Source organism: Gordonia asplenii (genome assembly GCF_012933505.1).
In the GTDB taxonomy this organism is placed as follows: domain Bacteria; phylum Actinomycetota; class Actinomycetes; order Mycobacteriales; family Mycobacteriaceae; genus Gordonia; species Gordonia asplenii.
The window spans coordinates 54529-73116 of sequence record NZ_JABBNB010000013.1 but is presented as its reverse complement, the minus strand read 5'-3'; the positions used below and the strand labels follow the sequence as shown (position 1 = coordinate 73116).

General features: G+C 66.5%; 15 protein-coding genes. 8 read left to right on the top strand and 7 right to left on the bottom strand.

What is annotated here, in order from left to right; all coding sequences use genetic code 11:
- Positions 1-23: 23 nt before the first annotated feature.
- The 4 genes from HH308_RS13990 (at position 24) to HH308_RS13975 (ending at position 4183) form a co-directional block, all read left to right on the top strand.
- Entirely contained in the window at positions 24-551 is a 528-nt protein-coding gene (locus HH308_RS13990) for a cupin domain-containing protein (RefSeq protein ID WP_170194831.1), read from the top strand.
- Between the two features lie 23 nt (positions 552-574).
- Positions 575-2101 carry an acyl-CoA synthetase gene (locus tag HH308_RS13985; protein ID WP_170194917.1) on the top strand — a complete coding sequence of 509 codons (1527 nt, stop codon included), beginning with the start codon at positions 575-577 and terminating at the stop codon, positions 2099-2101.
- Positions 2102-2225: 124 nt separating this feature from the next.
- Positions 2226-3380, top strand: a complete 1155-nt coding sequence (locus HH308_RS13980; protein ID WP_170194830.1) for a TetR/AcrR family transcriptional regulator — start codon at positions 2226-2228, stop codon at positions 3378-3380.
- Entirely contained in the window at positions 3374-4183 is an 810-nt protein-coding gene (locus HH308_RS13975) for an SDR family NAD(P)-dependent oxidoreductase (protein WP_170194829.1), read from the top strand. Before HH308_RS13980 ends, HH308_RS13975 begins: the two co-directional genes overlap by 7 nt.
- A gap of 9 nt (positions 4184-4192) precedes the next feature.
- Here the strand turns inward: HH308_RS13975 and HH308_RS13970 are convergent, their stop codons facing one another.
- Both HH308_RS13970 and HH308_RS13965 read right to left on the bottom strand, forming a co-directional pair.
- Positions 4193-5365, bottom strand: coding sequence for a cystathionine gamma-synthase (locus tag HH308_RS13970; protein WP_170194828.1), 1173 nt, complete (start codon positions 5363-5365; stop codon positions 4193-4195).
- A 25-nt stretch (positions 5366-5390) separates the two neighbouring features.
- Positions 5391-6788 (bottom strand): cystathionine beta-synthase, encoded by a 1398-nt coding sequence (locus HH308_RS13965; RefSeq protein ID WP_170194827.1) that lies wholly within the window; start codon positions 6786-6788, stop codon positions 5391-5393.
- Positions 6789-6856: 68 nt separating this feature from the next.
- Here HH308_RS13965 and HH308_RS13960 point away from each other — a divergent pair, with 68 nt between their 5' ends.
- Complete coding sequence (locus HH308_RS13960; RefSeq protein ID WP_312870588.1) at positions 6857-7810, top strand: SGNH/GDSL hydrolase family protein; 954 nt, start codon at positions 6857-6859, stop codon at positions 7808-7810.
- Between the two features lie 33 nt (positions 7811-7843).
- Positions 7844-9067 carry an acetyl-CoA C-acetyltransferase gene (locus tag HH308_RS13955; RefSeq protein ID WP_170194826.1) on the top strand — a complete coding sequence of 408 codons (1224 nt, stop codon included), beginning with the start codon at positions 7844-7846 and terminating at the stop codon, positions 9065-9067.
- A gap of 20 nt (positions 9068-9087) precedes the next feature.
- Here the strand turns inward: HH308_RS13955 and HH308_RS13950 are convergent, their stop codons facing one another.
- From HH308_RS13950 to HH308_RS13935, 4 genes are all read right to left on the bottom strand, one after another.
- Positions 9088-10575 (bottom strand): MDR family MFS transporter, encoded by a 1488-nt coding sequence (locus HH308_RS13950; protein WP_170194825.1) that lies wholly within the window; start codon positions 10573-10575, stop codon positions 9088-9090.
- A gap of 165 nt (positions 10576-10740) precedes the next feature.
- Positions 10741-11616 (bottom strand): Bax inhibitor-1/YccA family protein, encoded by an 876-nt coding sequence (locus HH308_RS13945; protein ID WP_170194824.1) that lies wholly within the window; start codon positions 11614-11616, stop codon positions 10741-10743.
- Between the two features lie 99 nt (positions 11617-11715).
- A complete protein-coding gene (locus HH308_RS13940; RefSeq protein WP_170194823.1) occupies positions 11716-12417 on the bottom strand; it encodes a TetR/AcrR family transcriptional regulator in 702 nt (233 codons plus the stop codon).
- Positions 12359-14629 carry an MMPL family transporter gene (locus HH308_RS13935; protein WP_170194822.1) on the bottom strand — a complete coding sequence of 757 codons (2271 nt, stop codon included), beginning with the start codon at positions 14627-14629 and terminating at the stop codon, positions 12359-12361. The genes HH308_RS13940 and HH308_RS13935 overlap by 59 nt, the downstream gene beginning before the upstream one ends.
- A gap of 199 nt (positions 14630-14828) precedes the next feature.
- On the opposite strand from HH308_RS13935, the gene HH308_RS13930 reads away from it, so the two are divergent.
- Positions 14829-15959, top strand: a complete 1131-nt coding sequence (locus HH308_RS13930) for a phosphotransferase family protein (RefSeq protein WP_170194821.1) — start codon at positions 14829-14831, stop codon at positions 15957-15959.
- Positions 15956-17071, top strand: coding sequence for an Rv3169 family protein (locus HH308_RS13925; RefSeq protein WP_170194820.1), 1116 nt, complete (start codon positions 15956-15958; stop codon positions 17069-17071). Before HH308_RS13930 ends, HH308_RS13925 begins: the two co-directional genes overlap by 4 nt.
- 15 nt (positions 17072-17086) lie before the next feature.
- Here the strand turns inward: HH308_RS13925 and HH308_RS13920 are convergent, their stop codons facing one another.
- On the bottom strand, positions 17087-18577 hold the full coding sequence (locus HH308_RS13920; protein ID WP_170194819.1) for a multicopper oxidase family protein: 1491 nt from the start codon (positions 18575-18577) through the stop codon (positions 17087-17089).
- Positions 18578-18588: the final 11 nt, after the last annotated feature.

The window sequence follows — 18588 nt, the reverse complement described above, 5'->3', positions numbered from 1 at the left end:
ACCGACCGACAGGAGAATTCACCATGAGCAGCCTGGACAACTACCAAGCCCGTGTCGTCACGACCGTCGACGGACCGAGTGGCCGTTCGACCGTCGCCTTCGACGGCCCGACGATCCACCGCGCGGCAACCCCCACCTTCACCGTCGCCGACGTGTGGCAGATCGACAGTGTGCCACCGGCGGTCACCGCCGAGAACACGTTGACCGCCGAACTGGCGCTGGACCCACCCGACGGCGGCGTGCTGGTGCGGATGGTCTCCTTTCCTCCCGACGCCGAATGGCAGGGCAGCGACGCGTACGCCGACGCTATGAATGCGATCGGCGGCGGCGACTCACATCATGCCGACGAGGAGATCGCCGGGTTGCACGCGACTGACACCGTCGATGTCTGCACGGTCGTCGAAGGCGAACTGTACGCCGTCCTGCAGGACTCCGAAGTGCTACTGCGCGTGGGAGATTCGCTCGTTCAACGCGGCACGAAGCACGCATGGAGCAACCGCACCGACAGGCCGGCCACGATCGTCGCGACCATGATCAGCGCTACCCGTTGACCTCCGCCACAGAAGGGTCGTCGATGTATCTCACGCAGCCGCTGCACCGGGCGCTCCAGCAGCACCCCGATCGAGTCGCCGTCATCGACGGCGACGTGCAGTTCACCTACGCCCGCCACATCGACCGGATCGCGCGCCTCGCCGGCGCGCTGCGTGCAGCAGGCGTGAACTCCGGCGATCGCGTCGCGATGCACGGATTGAATTCCTATCGCTACCTCGAGTACCTCATGGCGGTGCCGTGGGCGGATGCCGTTCTCGTGCCGGTGAATACGCGTTGGAGTACCGCGGAGGTCGCCGACAGCCTCCTCGACGCCGGCGTCGAAGTACTCATCGTCGACGAGAACTTCCGATCCGAAGTCACTGAGATTCAGGCGCTGTGCCCACAGCTGCGCCAGGTGATCTACACCGGGAACGACGGGCAACCCGGCTGGCTCGACTACGAACGGTGCGTTGCCGACGCGACCGCGATCGAGGACGCCCGACGTGGCGGCGACGCACTGGCCGCGTTGTTCTACACCGGTGGGACGACCGGCAGATCCAAAGGTGTGATGCTCAGCCACGCCAACCTGATCACGTCCGCATTGGGCTGCGCGGCAACCGGTTTCCTCACGACACCCGCGGGCCGCTTCCTGCACTCCGCCCCGATGTTCCATCTCGCCGACCTCTGTATGTGGGCGGCGCAATCGCTGGTCGGCAACACCCACGCCATCGTGCCGAGTTTCGAACCCACTCGCGTGTTGACGGCGATCCAGCAACATGAGATCACCGACCTCTTCCTGGTGCCCACCATGATCCAGATGCTCATCGATCATCCTCAGTTCGACTCGTTCGACTTGTCCAGCCTGCGCAGATTCGTATACGGGGCATCGCCGATCTCACCGAAGGTGCTCGATCGCCTGCTGACCCTCCTGCCCGACGTCGAATTGGCACAGGCATACGGCCAGACCGAGTTGTCGCCGGTCGCGACGCTGCTCGGGCCGGCCGACCACCGTGCCGTCGGACCGCACCGCTACTCCGCGGGCCGGGCGGCCCCGCACAGCGAAATTCGCGTCGTCCGACCCGACGGTGCCGACGCCGCCACCGGGGAAGTCGGCGAGATCGTCAGCCGCGGTGGCCACGTGATGACGGGGTACTGGAATATGCCCGAAGCCACCGCCGCGGCGATTCGCGAGGGCTGGATGCATACCGGCGACGCGGGATACCTGGACGATGAGGGCTTTCTGTTCATCGCCGATCGAATCAAAGACATGATCGTCTCGGGCGGCGAGAACGTCTATTCGGCCGAGGTGGAGAAGGCGCTGTCCACCCATCCGGCAGTCGAGTCGTGTGCGGTCATCGGGCTGCCCGACGACCGGTTCGGCGAGCGGGTCCACGCGGTGGTCGTACTGCACCCCGGCCACGGCGGACTGACCCCGGACGAACTGCGCGACCACTGCAAGACGCTCATCGCCGGCTACAAGGCACCGCGCAGCGTCGAGTTCGTCGACGCCCTCCCGCTGTCGGGCGCTGGTAAAGTCCTCAAACGCACTTTGCGCGATGCACACGCTTAGCGCAGTCCAGTCAGATCAGCGAGGCCAGGCGACAATCGACGAGCAGACGACCAGCGATACAACCGGGGGCGACACTCCGGCCGCACAGTCGGGCACCAGCCGGCGCCCACGGGACCGCCGAGACGTGATCGCGCGGCACGCGGCCGCGCTGTTCGCCGAGCGCGGCTTCGATGCAGTGCGGATGGATGACATCGCGGCGGCCTGCGGGATCACGGCGCGAGCGGTGTATCGCCACTACCAGAACAAACAGGCACTGCTCTCACACATAGTCACAACGAGCCAGGACAGGTTTCTGCGATCGGTGACCGACGAGGCATCTGGCCCCGACGATCTGGCCGCGCTGCTGACACAACTGGTGACAGCGTCGCTCGACAGTCCGCATTTCGCGGTGCTCTGGCAGCGTGAAGCGCGTTACCTGGCACCGGACGAGATCACGTTGCTGCGCGGGCGGCTGGATCGGATCGTCGAGCGCATCACTCGCGCGATCCAGGCCGCGACGCCGGCCCTGTCGGCACGGCATGCAGAGATCCGCGGATGGGCGGTGCTGTCCGCCATCACCAGCCCCGGCCACCACGATCTCGCACTGCCTCGACCGCAGTACGACGACCTGCTGGTACGTGCGTGCCATTCGGCGATTCGCGCGGCACCCGACGCTCCCCGCGAGCGTTTCGCCGACACCGTCCGCACGCGCACCGACGCAGCCGGCGCGACGCTGTCGTCGCGGCGGGAACAGATACTGGCCGCCGCCGCGCGCGCATTTCGCCGAACCGGGTACGGCTCGGTGGGCAACAGCGAGATCGGTGCGGCCGTCGGGATCGCCGGGCCGGCGATCTACCGTCACTTCGACGCGAAGTCCGAGATCCTCGTCGAACTCATCCGCCGATACCTCGAGTGGCTCACACATTCACTGATCACGCACATGGCGCGGGCCGACGGCGAAGAACCCGAGAGCGTCCTGCGGATGGTTGTCCGCGGATATGTGCAGGCCGGGCTGGACTCGCCTGACTTACTCGCCGTCCGGATCACCGAGTGGTCCAGTCTCCCGCCGGCCGACGCCGACCGGCTGGGCCGCTGGGACGCCGACCTGCGTAGCGAGTGGGACCTATGGGTGAATCGGGCCCGGCCGGCGCTCTCTCGCGCTGCGGCACATGCTCTTTCGCTCGTAACCACCACGATGATCGACGACACCCTGCGCGTCGGGCGGCTCCACGCGCTGACCGAGCTTCCAGCGGAACTGGAAGCCATGGCGTACGGGGTGCTTACGGAGACGACATGGTGAACGAGGACATGGTGAGCGGCGACCGGGTGGCCGTTGTGACCGGCGCGGGCGGAGGTATCGGCGCATCGATCGCAGTCGCTCTGGCGGCGGCCGGGTACCGCGTCGTCGTCAACGATCGCAACGGCGACAACGCGATTCACGTCTGCGGGCGGCTCAACGAGAACCGCACTCGTCCGATCGCGCTGCCGCATGCTGGGGACATTACCGACCCCGCGGCGATCGCCGACCTCTCCCGACTTGTCGAGGCTCGCTGGGGTCGGGTCGACGTACTGGTCAACAATGCGGGCATCGGCGAGGCGCCCCGCCCGTTCGAGGATATGACGGCCGACCGGGTGCGCAAGTTGCTCGACGTCCTTCTTCTCGGAACGATGATGTGTACCCACCAGATCGGGACCGACTTCATGATCGGCGCCCGATACGGTCGGATCATCAACGTCACGTCGGTGGTCGGGATGGTCGGCGACCCACGCCTGCACGCGTACGCCGCGGCAAAGGCCGCCCAGGCGATGTTCACCAAGACCCTCGCCGCGGACTGGGCGCGACACGGAATCACCGTCAATGCGGTCGCTCCCGGCTACACCCGTACCGACACCGTCGCGCAACTGGTCCGCGAGGGCCGACTGGACGACGTCGCCTTGCGGCGACGCACCCCGACCGCTGCGCTGAGCTCGGGCGACGACATCGCGCGGGTCGTCACCTTTCTCGCCGAGCCGGACAACGGTCAACTCACCGGAGTCGAGATCCCCGTGGACGGCGGGTGGACCGCCTACGGTGCGGCAGGTCCGGCCGCACACGTCGGCTGACCTTCGCGCCTACCCCAGTGCGTTCTCCAGATCGCCCAGGATGTCGGCGATGTCTTCGATGCCGACCGACAGTCGGACGAGGTCGTCGGGAACCTCCAGCAGCGAGCCCGCCGTCGACGCGTGGGTCATGGCACCGGGGTGCTCGATCAGCGATTCGATGCCGCCCAGCGACTCGGCCAGCGTGAAAACCTCAGTGCGCGAGCAGAATTCCTGTGCGGCTGCCAGTCCACCCTTGACCCGCACCGACACCATGCCGCCGAAGCGTTTCATCTGCCGAGCCGCCACGGCATGGCCGGGGTGCGACGGCAGACCCGGGTACAGCACGGAATCGATCTTCGGATGCCCGGCGAGGAAGTCGACGACCTTCTCGGCATTGTCGCAGTGCCGATCCATGCGCACCGCAAGGGTTTTGATGCCGCGCATCGTCAGATAGGCATCGAACGGCCCGGGTACGCCACCCGCACCGTTCTGTAGGAAGGCGATGTCGGCGTCGAGCTGTTCGTCGTCGACGACGAGCATTCCGCCGACCACATCGGAATGTCCGCCGAGGTATTTCGTCGTCGAATGCAGTACGACATCGGCGCCGAGGGCCAGCGGCTGCTGTAGATACGACGACGCGAAGGTGTTGTCCACCACCAGTTTTGCCCCGGCGTCGTGCGCCACACCGGCGAGTGCCTCGATGTCGCCGACGTTGAGCAGCGGATTGGTGGGCGTCTCGATCCAGACCAGTTTGGTGGCCGGGGTGACCGCCGCGCGCACGGCGTCGACGTCGGTGATCGGTGCCGCGGTGTAGGTGATGCCCCACTGGCTGAAGACCTTGTCGATCAGCCGGAAGGTGCCGCCGTAGGCGTCGTTCGGGATGACCAGGTGATCGCCGGGACGCAGGGTCGCGCGCAGCAGCGCATCGGTCGCGGCCATGCCCGAGGAGAAGCCCCGGCCGTACGTCCCGCCTTCCAGCGCAGCCATATTCGCTTCGAGCGCTTGCCGGGTGGGGTTGCCCGTACGGGCGTACTCGAAGCCGCCGCGCAGTCCGCCGACGCCGTCCTGGGCGAAGGTGGAGCTCGCGTAGATCGGCACGTTGACCGCGCCGGTCAACGGATCCGGGTCGTATCCGGCGTGGATCGCCTTGGTCGAAAAGCCTTGCCAGCGGCTCGAATCGGCAGCGCTGCGCTGTTCACTCATCTGAAAGTCCTTGAAATTCCTGGGTTTAGTTGACGTTGGGGCGGGTGGAGACGAAGGCCAGCAGGTCGTGGCGGGTGATCACGCCGATCGGCTTGCCGTCCTCGACGACCATCAGCGCGTCGGACTCGCTCAGCGCCTTGGTCGCCGCCGACACCGGCTCGCCGGAACCGATCAGCGGGAACGGGGCACCCATGTGCGCGGCCACCGGATCGGCCAGGCTGGCACGACCCTCGAAGACCGCCGAGAGCAGATCGCGCTCGGTCACGGCTCCGGCGACCTCGCCCGCCATGATCGGCGGCTCGGCCCCGACGACGGGCATCTGCGACACGCTGTACTCGCGCAGGATCTCGATGGCGTCGCGCAGCGTCTCCTGCGGGTGGGTGTGCACCAGGTCGGGCATCGCGCCCGACTTGCCGCGGAGCACGTCGCCGACGAGCGGCTCACCCTTCTCCTTGCCGTCGAGGGTGGTCCGCAAGAAGCCGTAGCTGCTCATCCACTGATCGTTGAAGATCTTCGCCATGTAGCCGCGCCCGCCGTCGGGCAGGAGCACGACGACCAGGGCGTCGGGGCCCTCTCGCTCGGCGACCCGCAGCGCAGCGACGACGGCCATGCCGCACGAGCCGCCGACGAGCAGGCCCTCTTCGCGGGCGAGGCGTCGGGTCATCTCGAAGGAATCGGCATCGGAGACGGCGATGATCTCGTCGGGAATCGACGGGTCGTAGGCGTCGGGCCAGAAGTCTTCACCGACGCCCTCGACCAGATACGGGCGGCCGGTGCCGCCGGAATACACCGACCCCTCCGGATCGGCTCCGACGACCTTGACTCGTCCACCGGACACCTCTTTGAGGTAGCGCCCGGTGCCGGTGATGGTGCCGCCGGTGCCGACACCGGCGACGAAATGGGTGATCTTGCCGTCGGTGTCCGCCCAGATCTCCGGACCGGTGGTCTCGTAGTGGCTCTGCGGACCGGCCGGGTTGGCGTACTGATTGGGCTTCCACGCGCCGTCGATCTCGCGGACCAGCCGGTCGGAGACGTTGTAGTAGCTGTCGGGATGCTCGGGCGCGACAGCGGTCGGGCAGACGACCACCTCGGCGCCGTAGGCGCGCAGCACGTTGCGCTTGTCCTCGCCGACCTTGTCCGGACACACGAACACGCACTTGTAACCGCGCTGCTGCGCGACGAGCGCGAGGCCGATCCCGGTGTTGCCCGACGTCGGCTCGACGATGGTGCCGCCGGGCTTGAGTTCGCCCGACGCCTCGGCGGCATCGACCATCCGCACCGCGATGCGGTCCTTCGAACTGCCGCCGGGGTTGAGGTACTCCACCTTGGCCGCGACGAGCCCGGATCCCGGCGTGGTCACCGAGTTCAGTTTGACCAGTGGGGTGTTGCCGACCAAGTCGATCACGTGATTGGCGATGCGCATGCGTCTATCGTCCCACCTTCGCTGTGGCGTGCGAGCATCGGTACCCACACCCCACTAGTCTGAATCTCGTGTCGCATTCCGACGAACCTGAGCGCAACGATGGACAGACCCGGCTGCTGCGCGACGTCGGCGCAACCGTGGCTGCCGCTGCCGCCAGTGCGGGCGCCTCATGGGCCGCCTACAACTATCTGAACAGCCAGGCCACCGCGGCCCGCGCCGTCATTCCGCACCGTACCGACAACGCGCCCGACGCCGACGGCGTCTACCTGCCCGACGACGATCCGCGCGGACCCGGACCGATCAAGTACACCCGCGGCACCCAGGTCGACTTCCACTTGATGTTCTTCGGCGATTCGACGGCGGCCGGGCTCGGCGTCGATGAGCCCGCGCAGACGCCGGGTGCGCAACTCGTGCGGCGCGTCGTCGACGAAACCGGAAAGGTCGTGCGGTACAGCAATAAAGCCATCGTCGGGGCGACGTCGAAAGGTCTCGCCGCACAGATCGACGCGGCCATCGTCGCGCGCGAACGGCCCGACGTCGCGGTGATCCTCATCGGCGCCAACGACGTGACCGCGCGCAATTGGATCGGACCGTCGGCCCGGCGCCTCGGCGACGCCGTGCATCAGCTCGTCGACGTCGGTGCGAAGGTCATCGTCGGCACCTGCCCCGACCTCGGCGTCGTCACCGCGATTCCCCAACCGTTGCGGACCGTGTTGCGTCAGTACGGGTTACGGCTCGCCGCCGCCCAGCGCAGCGAGGTCCGCAGCAACGGCGGGCGGCCGGTGCCGATGGCCGACGTGCTGGCGAAAGAGTTTCTGTCCCGGCCGGATTCGATGTTCTCACCCGATCGCTATCACCCGTCGGCGGCCGGTTATGCGCTCGCCGCGGAGAATCTGCTGCCCGAGGTGCTGGCCGCCATCGGCGAATGGGGACCGGGGCCGCTGCCCAAGCCGCCGGTCGTGTCGGAGACCGTCGAAGAGAACAAACTGATCCGGCGATTCACTCGCCGGGTGCTGCGATAGATCGGGCGATCTGCAGAAGGTAACGTCACCGTTATGCCTGAAGCAGTGATCGTCGCCCATGCCCGTTCCCCCATCGGTCGCGCCGGAAAGGGGTCCCTCAAGGACGTCCGGCCCGACGACCTGTCGCGCCAGATGGTCGCCGCGGCTCTCGCCAAGGTTCCCGAACTGGATCCCAAAGACATCGAAGACATTCACTGGGGCATCGGCCAGCCCGGCGGGCAGGGCGGATACAACATCGCTCGCGTCCTCGCCGTCGAACTCGGCTACGACCACATCCCCGGTGTGACCGTCAACCGCTATTGCTCGTCGTCGCTGCAGACCACCCGGATGGCGCTGCACGCGATCCGTTCGGGTGAAGCCGACGTCATCATCTCCGGCGGCGTCGAGAGCGTGTCGAGCTTCGGTATCTCCGGTGCCGCCGACGGCAACCCGAACTCTAAGAACCCCATCTTCGACGACGCGCAGGCGCGCAGCGAGAAGGCCGCCCAGGGTGGAGCGGGCACCTGGACGGACCCGCGTGAGCAGAGCCTGATTCCCGACGTCTACATCGCGATGGGCCAGACGGCGGAAAACGTCGCGTCCTTCACCGGAATCTCCCGGGAGGACCAGGACCGCTGGGGTGTGCTGAGCCAGAACCGCGCCGAGAAGGCCATCAACGAGGGCTTCTTCGCCCGCGAGATCGACCCCGTCACCTTGGCCGACGGCACCGTCGTGAGCACCGACGACGGCCCGCGCGCCGGTACCACCTACGAGAAGATCAGTCAGCTCAAGCCGGTCTTCCGGCCCGATGGAACCATCACCGCGGGCAACGCGTGCCCCCTCAACGACGGCGCCGCCGCGTTGGTCATCATGAGCGACACCAAGGCCAAGGAACTGGGGCTTACCCCGCTCGCGCGCGTCGTCGCGACCGCGGCGACCGGCCTGTCGCCGGAGATCATGGGCCTCGGCCCGATCGAGGCGATTCGCAAGGTGCTGCGCATCTCGGGCATGTCGCTGTCGGACATCGACCTCGTCGAGATCAACGAGGCCTTCGCCGTGCAGGTGCTCGGCTCAGCCGACGAACTCGGCATCGACCACGACAAGCTGAACGTCTCCGGCGGCGCCATCGCCATCGGCCACCCGTTCGGCATGACCGGTGCCCGCATCACCACCACCCTGCTCAACAACCTGCAGACCCACGACAAGACCTTCGGCATCGAGTCGATGTGCGTCGGCGGCGGCCAGGGGATGGCGATGGTGCTGGAGCGCCTGAACTAGGGCGTGTCTCGACGATCCCGTCACCCCACCGCGAGCTTGTCGTCGTCGGGGTCGTCGAGGCGATCCGGCGACTGCGGGTCGACGGTCGTCGCCGGGCGTCGCACCAGCAAACCCAGGATGATCAGTACGACGCCGAGCCCACCGGCCACCATGAACACCGTGCGGACACCGTCGGTGATGGCCTGGGGCACGGCCACGCCCGACGTCGCGCGATCGGTCGCGACGACGGTCATGACGGTGATGAATAAGGCGGTGCCGACCGCGCCGGCGACCTGCTGCAGCGTGCCGACCACCGCCGAACCGTACGAATATAGCTGCGGCGGAACCGAACTGAGGCCCAGTGTCATCAGCGGCGTGAACGTGGCGGCCAGTCCCAGACACAGGACCAGGTTGGCCGCCAGCAGCAGCCAGATCGATGAGTCGACGCTGACCGTGGTCAGGATCCACGCGCCGGATGCGATCAGAACCGTGCCGGGGATCACGAGCGGCCGCGGTCCGCGGACGTCGTAGATCCGCCCGATGAGCGGCGACGCGACACCCATCACGATGCCGCCGGGCAGCGTGATGAGGCCCGTCCGGAAGGCGTCGAGTTCGAGGACCTTCTGCGCGAAGTACGGAACGACGATGAAGGTGCCCATCATCGTGGCCATACCGGCCAGCATCACGATCACCGACAGAGTGAACGCCCTGGACTTGAACACACGCAGATCGAGCAGGGCACGGTCGGTGCGCTGCAACACGATCTGCCGCCCGACGAACGCCGCAAGCGCGATGGCGCCGACCACCAGCGGAATCCAGGGCGGCACCGCGGAGTCACCTTCGACTGCCTCACCGATACCGGCGAGCCCGTACACCAGTCCGCCGAAACCGAAGATCGCCAGCGGAATCGACACGACGTCCATCGGCGCCGTCGAGCGCTCGCCGACGTCGCGTATCGCCGACGCTCCGATCACCAATGTCGCGGCGGCGATCGGTGCGACGACGTAAAAGATTGCGCGCCAACTGAAGTGGTCGAGGATGAATCCCGACAGCGTCGGCCCCAGCGCGGGCGCCACCGAGATGACGACGGAGATATTGCCCATCATCACGCCCCGCCGTTCCTCCGGGACGAGGGTCATCACCGTCGTCATCAGCAGCGGCAGCATGATCGCCGTCCCGAGTGCCTGAATCACGCGCGCGGCGAGCAGGACACCGAATCCCGGTGCCACAGCGGCGATCACGGTGCCGAGGGTGAACAGCGTCATCGCCGCGACGAACATCGCACGGGTACCGAATCGTTGAATCAGGTAGCCGGTCAACGGAATCACGACGGCCATCGTCAGCATGAAAGCGGTGGTGAGCCACTGCCCGACGCTGGGCAGGACACCCAGGCTGTCTTGCAGGACGGGAATCGCGACGCTCATCACGGTCTCGTTGAGAATCACCACGAAGCTCGCGACGAGCAGTGTGCCGATCACCGTCAGGTCGGATCGCGACAATCGGTGCGGTTCGGTGTGTTCGACAGTCATGTTCGCCCTCTCGTTGCAGCTCTACACCGAGACAGACCGGGGTCGTCGGCGAAAATCATCGCTGAGCCTAGCCGCAGTCCCATGATGCGGGCGAACGGATTTTGTGCGCGGACACCACGACGCCCCCGGTCGCGAATGCGAACGGGGGCGTCGGGCTGGTCAACGCTAGTCGCTGTTGAAGTAGCTGAGCAGGCGCAGGATCTCGATGTAGAGCCACACCAGGGTGACGGTCAGGCCGAGGGCCACGCCCCAAGCCGCCTTCGACGGTGCGCCCGCGCGGATGAGGCGGTCGGCGGCGTCGAAGTCGAGCAGGAAGCTGAACGCCGCGAGTCCGATGCAGACCAGGGAGAAGATGATGGCCAGCGGGCCGCCGGTGCGCAGACCGAAGCCTTCCCCACTGTTGAACAGGCCGATGACGAAGTTGCCCACCATCAGGACCAGTACGCCGACCATGCCCGCGAGGAGCATGCGGGTGAATCGGGGTGTCACCCGGATGGCGCCGACCTTGTAGACGAACAGCATGCCGAAGAAGACACCGAAGGTGCCCAGGATCGCCTGGCTGAGCATCGCTCCGGCGGATGTTCCGTTGGAGACGGTCCAGTTGGCGAAGACGAACGAGATGGCGCCGACGAACAGGCCCTCGAAGAGGGCGTAGGCAAGCACGATCGCCGGGTTGTCTTGTCTGCGGCCGAACGACGCGACCAGCACCAGCACCAACCCGACCAGTCCACCGACCAGCGATAACGGGGCCGCGAGGGCGGCGTTGGCGTCGACCGCGAGGTAGGAGGCGATCGCCGACAGCGTAAGGACGACCAACGTGATGCCGGTCTTGGTGACGACGTCGTCGATGGTCAGCTGACGACCGGTGACCGGCGCCTGCGGGTACTGGTATTGCTGCTGGCCGTACTGGTTGGCCATCGCTCCGGCGCCGGCGACGCCGGAACCGAATCCGGCGAAGCCACCCGGATTCCCCTGCTGGGGGGAAGCACTCTGATTATCGCGGACTACGCCGCGCATAATCGGGTTGCTACTTTCGCGCACCTTGACTCCTTAGGTATAGATGCTCAGGTCTCGTGGGGGTCAACGCTGAGGGTTAACACTTACACATTCAACGGTGGATTGCGCTGTCGAGTTCCGACTTTACCTTCTCTTGACTATTTCCCGCAGCGAGCGGACCGCGGTGCGCGCGTCGTCGAAGTCCGCTCGATCCCCGACGACCGACATCGCCGCTCGCCCGAAACACACCGCACGCAGCACGTTCTCCGCGTGTGACAGGTCCTCGCCCCAGGGCAGATGCGGCTTGGTGATCATCAGTGACGCGACGCCGTGCGCGGCGGCGAACAGTTCGAGCACACTGCCGACCACGTCTCCGGGTGGGTAGAAGCCTTCGTCGATGAGCGCTTGCACGGTCTGGGACAGTCGGTGAAATGCCGCGCTGGCGAGTACCTCGTCGACCATCGACCCGCTCGGCGACGACGAACCCGCGCGCGGAGCGAACGCCAGCTCGTAGAGCACCGGGTTGCCGATGGCGAACCGTACGTAACCGAGCCCTTCGGCCAACGCGCGCTCCAGCGGATCGTCGAGGCCGTCGCCCGCCTGCGCGAGAACCTCGTCGAGTTTTTCGAACGACGCCGCGGTCACGGCGTCGAGGAGTTGGTCCTTATCGGCGAAATGCAGGTAGATCGACGGCGGTGTGACGCCGACCCGACTGGCGACCGCGCGCACCGAGACAGCATCGCGCGAACCGTGGTTCACCAGCAATTCGGTTGCGGCAGTAATGATTTCACCGCGCAGTTGTTCTCCCGACCCGCGCGGTGAGCGCATTCGGCGACGTACTGTCACGGGTGGTGGCCTCCTCGGACAATCCGATCCTGTCGTGCAGGCGCCGCAGCGGACCCGGCGCCCACCAGTTGGCGCGTCCGGCGAGCTTCATGAACGCGGGTACCAGCAACATCCGAATGAGTGTCGCGTCCATCAGCACGGCCACGGTCAGTCCGACTCCGAACATGCGCATGAACGATACCTGCGACGCGATCATCCCGGCGAACACGATGCTCATCAGGAAGGCCGCCGCGGTGATCACCCGGCCCGTGCTGGCGAGCCCGAACGCGACGGCGTGATCGCTGTCCTCGCGGGTCCGGCCCGATTCCAGCCAGCTCTCCCGGATCCGCCCGAGCAGAAAGACTTCGTAGTCCATCGACAGGCCGAACGCCACACAGAACATGAGCACCGGCATGGTCGCGACGAGGTAGCCGGTGGCCTCGGTCCCCAGCCCGCCCCAGTGCCCCTCCTGGAAGAAGAAGACCATCGCCCCGAACGTCGCCGTCAACGACAGCACATTGAGGACCAGCGCTTTCAACGGAAGCACGACACTCCCGGTGAACAGGAAAAGCAGGATGAACGTGGCGACACCGATCCACAGCAGAACCCACGGCAGCGTCCGGTAGATCGCGCCGACGGAGTCGACGTTGGTCTGGGCCAGTCCGGTGAACATCGCTTCACCGGGCGAGTGCACGTCGTGCAGGTGCTTCAGCTGAGTGGTGCCGGCCTCGCTGGTGGGCCCGTATTTCGTCGACACGGTGACGATGCTGTATTCGCCGCGGGCATCATCGGGCTCCCCCGGGGCGATGCGTCGCCCGTTCATGAACCGGCCGTCCGGGATGGACACCGATGCCACGCCGTCGACCTTCGACAGATCTGCTGCGTAGGTCGACAGATCCGCCGCCGAGGCACCTCGAACCACGATCGTGACCGGTGACGACATGGACTCGGCGAAGTCGCGCCGAATGTCGTCCTGGATCGAGCGCGCACTCGCCGTCGGCGGCAGGACCCGATCGTCTGGGAAGCCGAACCTCATCGACACGAATGGCGCGCCCAACACCAACAGGACGGCCACCACGACGACCGCGATCGGAGCGGCGTGTCGCAGAACGAACTGCACCGACCGGTACCAGCGGGTGCGTTCCACCGGGATGATCGCCGGAGCGCCCATGCCGAGCGCTCGCCGAATCGGACGGCGCAGGTCGAGCGCGTCGACGCGGTCGCCGAGCACCATCAGCATGGCCGGAGTCAAGACCAGCGCGGCGACCAGCGCCACCACGACGACGCCGATTCCCGCGTAGGCGAATGATTTCAGGAAGTACATCGGGAACAGGACCAGCGCCGCGAGCGCGAGTCCGACCGTGATCGCGGAGAACAGCACGGTCCGCCCGGCGTTGGCCATCGCCGTGACGATCGCATCGGGACGATCGCGCCCGGCCGCGACCTCCTCTCGGTAGCGCGAGATGATCAGCAGCGTGTAGTCGATCGCCAGCGCCAAGCCCAGCGCGGTGGTCAGGTTCAGGGCGAACACCGACACGTCGGTGAACTCCGACAGCGCCCGGAGCAATGCGAACGTGCACACGATCGACACGACGCCGACCGCGATCGGCAGCCCCGCAGCGACGAGCCCACCGAACACCGCGATGAGCAGCAGAAAACTGATCGGTACCGCGATTCCCTCGGCGACGAGCAGGTCGTGCGAGGTCTGTTGGTTGACCTGGCTGTACACGGCTGCCTGCCCGCCGACCGACACCGCGATGCCGTCGCGTTTCCCGGTGAACTGCTTGGCGATGTCGTCGGCGTAGGCGGGCGCCTTGGACTCTCCGCCCGACAGCGTCACGAAGATCAACGCGGAATTGCGGTCGCGGCTCTGCAACGACGCGGCTGCGCCCGGCTCATGCCAGAGCGAGACGATCGGCTTCTGGACATACGGCAACGTCTGCAGCTCGTCGATGATCTGATTCCCGACGCGCCGGGCAGTGGGATCGGTGGCCATGTCGACGCCCGCGGCGGCGTCGAGCTTGAGTACCACCTGCAAACCGCCCCGCCCGAATTGCTGGTCGAGCAGGGTGTTGGCGTGTTCGGACGGTGAATTCGGGTCGCTGTATCCGCCCGCGAGGAGTCCCTTCGCCGCACCCGCACCATATCCGCCCGCAACGATCACGAAGATCAGCCCACCGAGCAAAGCGATGCGGGGCGCGCTGATCACCAGACGCGTGAGACGGACGATCATGGTGTCTGCCTTCCGACTCGAACTGGCCCCGGCGCCGACCGATCGACCCCCCGGGTTAACGCCGGAAAGTTAACACCGTCCACCCCATCGGTCAAGGATGCGCGGGCGTCCGTCGGGTCGATCGTCTTGGACGAATGTCCGCAGGTAGATCCGTTATTTCCCCTTCCAATCAACACTGGAACGTGTTCTACTTCTGGTCATGTCAGAAGAAACATCAGTCGCCGGAATCAGCCCCACCGCCGACGAAGTAGCCCGGCCCAGCTCGTCGAAGCGAGTCCCCGAATCACTTCGCGAATCTCTTGCCGGATGGCTTGTGACCAGGCTCGACGGCCCCGCGACGGTCACCCGCGTCGACGTGCCGGCAGCGAATGGGATGTCGAGCGAAACCATCCTCCTCGACGCCGAGTGGGCGGGCCAGACCCATCACCTCGTCGCCCGCATCGCACCGCAACCCGACAGCGATCCGGTGTTCCCCGCCTACGATCTCGATCGGCAGTTTCGGATCATCGCACATGTCGCGCGTTCGACCGACGTCCCACTGCCGACGCTGTACTGGTCCGAGACCGATCCGTCGTTCCTCGGCGCGCCGTTCTTCGTGATGGGCCGCGTCGACGGCGACGTCCCGCCGGACGTGATGCCCTACACCTTCGGGTCATGGGTCAGTGAGGCGTCCGACGACGACCGCACGCTCTTGCAGAACGAGACGATCCGGGTCATCAGCGAGATCCACCGGTGCCCGGTTCCCCCGCTACTCGACCTTCCCGTCGGCGACGAGACGCCTCTGCAAGCACATATTCGACGCCTCCATGAGTTCTACGAGTGGGCCGCGACCGGGCGCACCGGTTCGCCCCTGATCGAACGGGCGCTGACCTGGCTCACCGACAATCTGCCCGAAGAGTCCGACGCCGTGCTCAGTTGGGGCGACTCGCGGATCGGGAACATCATCTATTCCGACTTCCGCCCGCGAGCGGTGCTCGACTGGGAGATGGCGTCCTACGGTCCCCGTGAGCTCGATCTCGCCTGGCTCATCTTCTTGCACAGGTTCTTTCAGGACCTCGCCGGCCTGGCCGGGCTGGCTGGGATCCCGTCGTTCCTGCGCCGCGACGACGTGGTGGCGCAGTACGCACGTCTCACCGGCTACCAGCCCCGCGACCTCGACTTCTACACCGCCTACTCGGCGATCATCCATGCGGTCATCATGTTCCGCATCCAGTGTCGCGCAATCGATTTCGGGCAGGCGCAGGCGCCGTCCGATCCCGACGACATGATCCTGCACCGAGCCACCGTCGAAGCCATGCTGGCCGGCACCTACTGGGAGAACATCAAATGATCACCGCCATGGACGAGTTCCCGATCCACCAAGTGGCCCAACCCATTGCCTGGCCGGCGTCGTCGGATCGCAATTTCTACGACCGCTCATATCTCAACGCGCACGACCGCACCGGCGACGTCTTCGTCATCGCCGGCCTCGGCTACTACCCCAACCTCGGCGTCAAAGACGGGTTCTTCGCGATCCGGCGCGGCGACGAACAGACCGCGGTGCACCTATCCGACGCCATCGACGCCGACCGAGTGAACCCACACGTCGGCGGATTGCGCATCGACGTCCCCGATCCCCTGCGATCGTTGCACCTCGTCCTCGACGACACCGACGGCATCTGCGCCGATCTGACCTGGACCGGCCTCTTCGACGTCGTACAGGAGCAACGCCATCTGATGCGGCAGGGTTCCAAGGTGACCCTCGACGCCCAGCGCTTCGCGCAGCTCGGATCGTGGTCGGGGACCATCGTCGTCGACGGCGAACAGATCGTCGTCGACCCGTCGACGTGGATCGGCAGCCGGGACCGTTCGTGGGGTATCCGGCCGGTCGGCGAGCCCGAACCCGCTGGGCGCCCGGCAGATCCGCCGTTCGAGGGTATGTGGTGGCTGTACCTGCCGATCGCGTTCGACGATTTCGCACTGGTGATGATCATCCAGGAGTCGCCCGACGGTTTCCGCACCCTCAACGACTGCACCCGGGTCTGGTCCGACGGCCGTGTCGAACAACTCGGCTGGCCGCGCGTGAAGATCCATTACGTCTCGGGCACTCGAATGCCCACCGGCGCCACGATCGACGCCACGACGGCGGGCGGATCGCCGATCCGGTTCGAGGTGGAGTCGAAACTCGCGATGCCGCTGCACGTCGGATGCGGATACGGCGGCGATCCGGATTGGTCGCACGGACTGTGGAAAGGCGCCGGATTCAGCGAGCGCGTGAGCTACTCGATGAGTGATCCCGCCGTCGTCGGACGTGCGACGTTCGGCATGATCGACCACGTGGGGCGCGTCGTGTGTCACACCGAAGACGGTGCGCAACAAGAGGGCTGGGGGATGTTCGAGCACGGCGCGCTGGGGCGCCATGATCCGTCCGGCTTCACCGACTGGTTGACGGTGGCGCCGTAGTCGGGTGCGGCCGGCTCAGTGCGCCATCGGCATGTTCATCGGCATGTTCATCGGCATCGCCTGCTGTCCGGGCCGCAGAAGCAGGAACTGACCCATCATGCCCTGGTCCTCGTGCATCAGCAGATGGCAGTGAAACATATACGGGTACATCGGATCGGCGTGCGTGGACCAGCGCAGCGCGAGCCGCACCCGACTCCCCGGCGGCACGTAGACGGTGTCCTTGCGGCCCGCCAGCTGTGCGGGTGGACGCCGACCGTCGATGTCCACGATGTGGAACTGGGCGTCGTGGACGTGGAAGTTGTGCGGCCAGTTGTCCTTGTTGGTGACGGTCCACACTTCGGTGCCGCCGACCCGCGCTTCGAAGTCGATGCGGTTCATGTCCATCCGTTTGCGGTTGATCATGAACCACTGCAGATCGAAGGAGCGGCGGACGGCACCGGCGGTGGGGATCGCGGCCGACGGCACCAGCGTCGACGGTGTCGCGACGCTCGGCGTCAACCGCGGCTGCGCACGCAACCGCAGAATGTCGAACCGGTCGGTCATGCCGAACCGATCGGCGTCGGATCGCTTCACTCCACCGTCGTCGTCGATGGGAGATGAAGTGAGCGTGAGGTTTTCACCGGCGCGCAGCACTACGACGATTTCGGCGCGCTCGCCGGGACTCAACTGGATTCGGCGCATGGCCGCCGGAGCGGCGAGCAGTCCGCCGTCGGACGCGACGACGTCGAATCTGCGGTTGTCGGCGAATACGAGGTTATAGAGCCGCCCCGACGACCCGTTGAGAATCCTCAGCCGCACGGCGCCGGTGCTCACCGTCAGGTAGGCGTCGGCGATCCCGTTGGTGATGATGGTGTCACCGAGGCTGCCGATCTTGGAGTTGTCGGACTCGTCGATCGCACCCGCCGCGGTGAACCGCCGGTCCTGAATGATCAGCGGAATATCGTCGGTTCCATAGGTTTTCGGCAGACCGAGCGAGTCGGACGCATCGTCGTCGACGAGGAACAGTCCGGCGAGACCGCGCAGCACGTGCCGCTGCGTGGAACCGTGCGGGTGTGGGTGATACCAGAGCGTCGCGGCCTGCTGTTCGACGGTCCACGTCGGCATCGTCGATCCGCCGGGCTCGATCATCTGGTGGGGTCCGCCGTCGAACTCGGCGGGGATGGACATGCCGTGCCAATGGACCGTGGTGGCTTCACCGAGCCCGTTGGTGATCGCGACCGCGACCTTCTCGCCACGTCGGGCACGCAGCGTGGGGCCGAGGATGGCGCCATTGAATCCCCACGTGGCCGTGCGCTTTCCGGCGATCATCTCCGACGTCCCGGCGGCGGCGTCCAGGCTGAACCGCCGCACGCCGTCAGCGCCGACGATCGACGGCGCGAGCGGTGGAATCGGAAGTGGGCGGGGTCCGGCCGGCCGCGCGGCCGGCGACGGACGCACGGAGCACGCCACCGCGGCACCGAGCGGTGCCGCGGCGATTGTCTTGAGTACTGTTCGGCGGGAGAGCATGCACCAAGTCT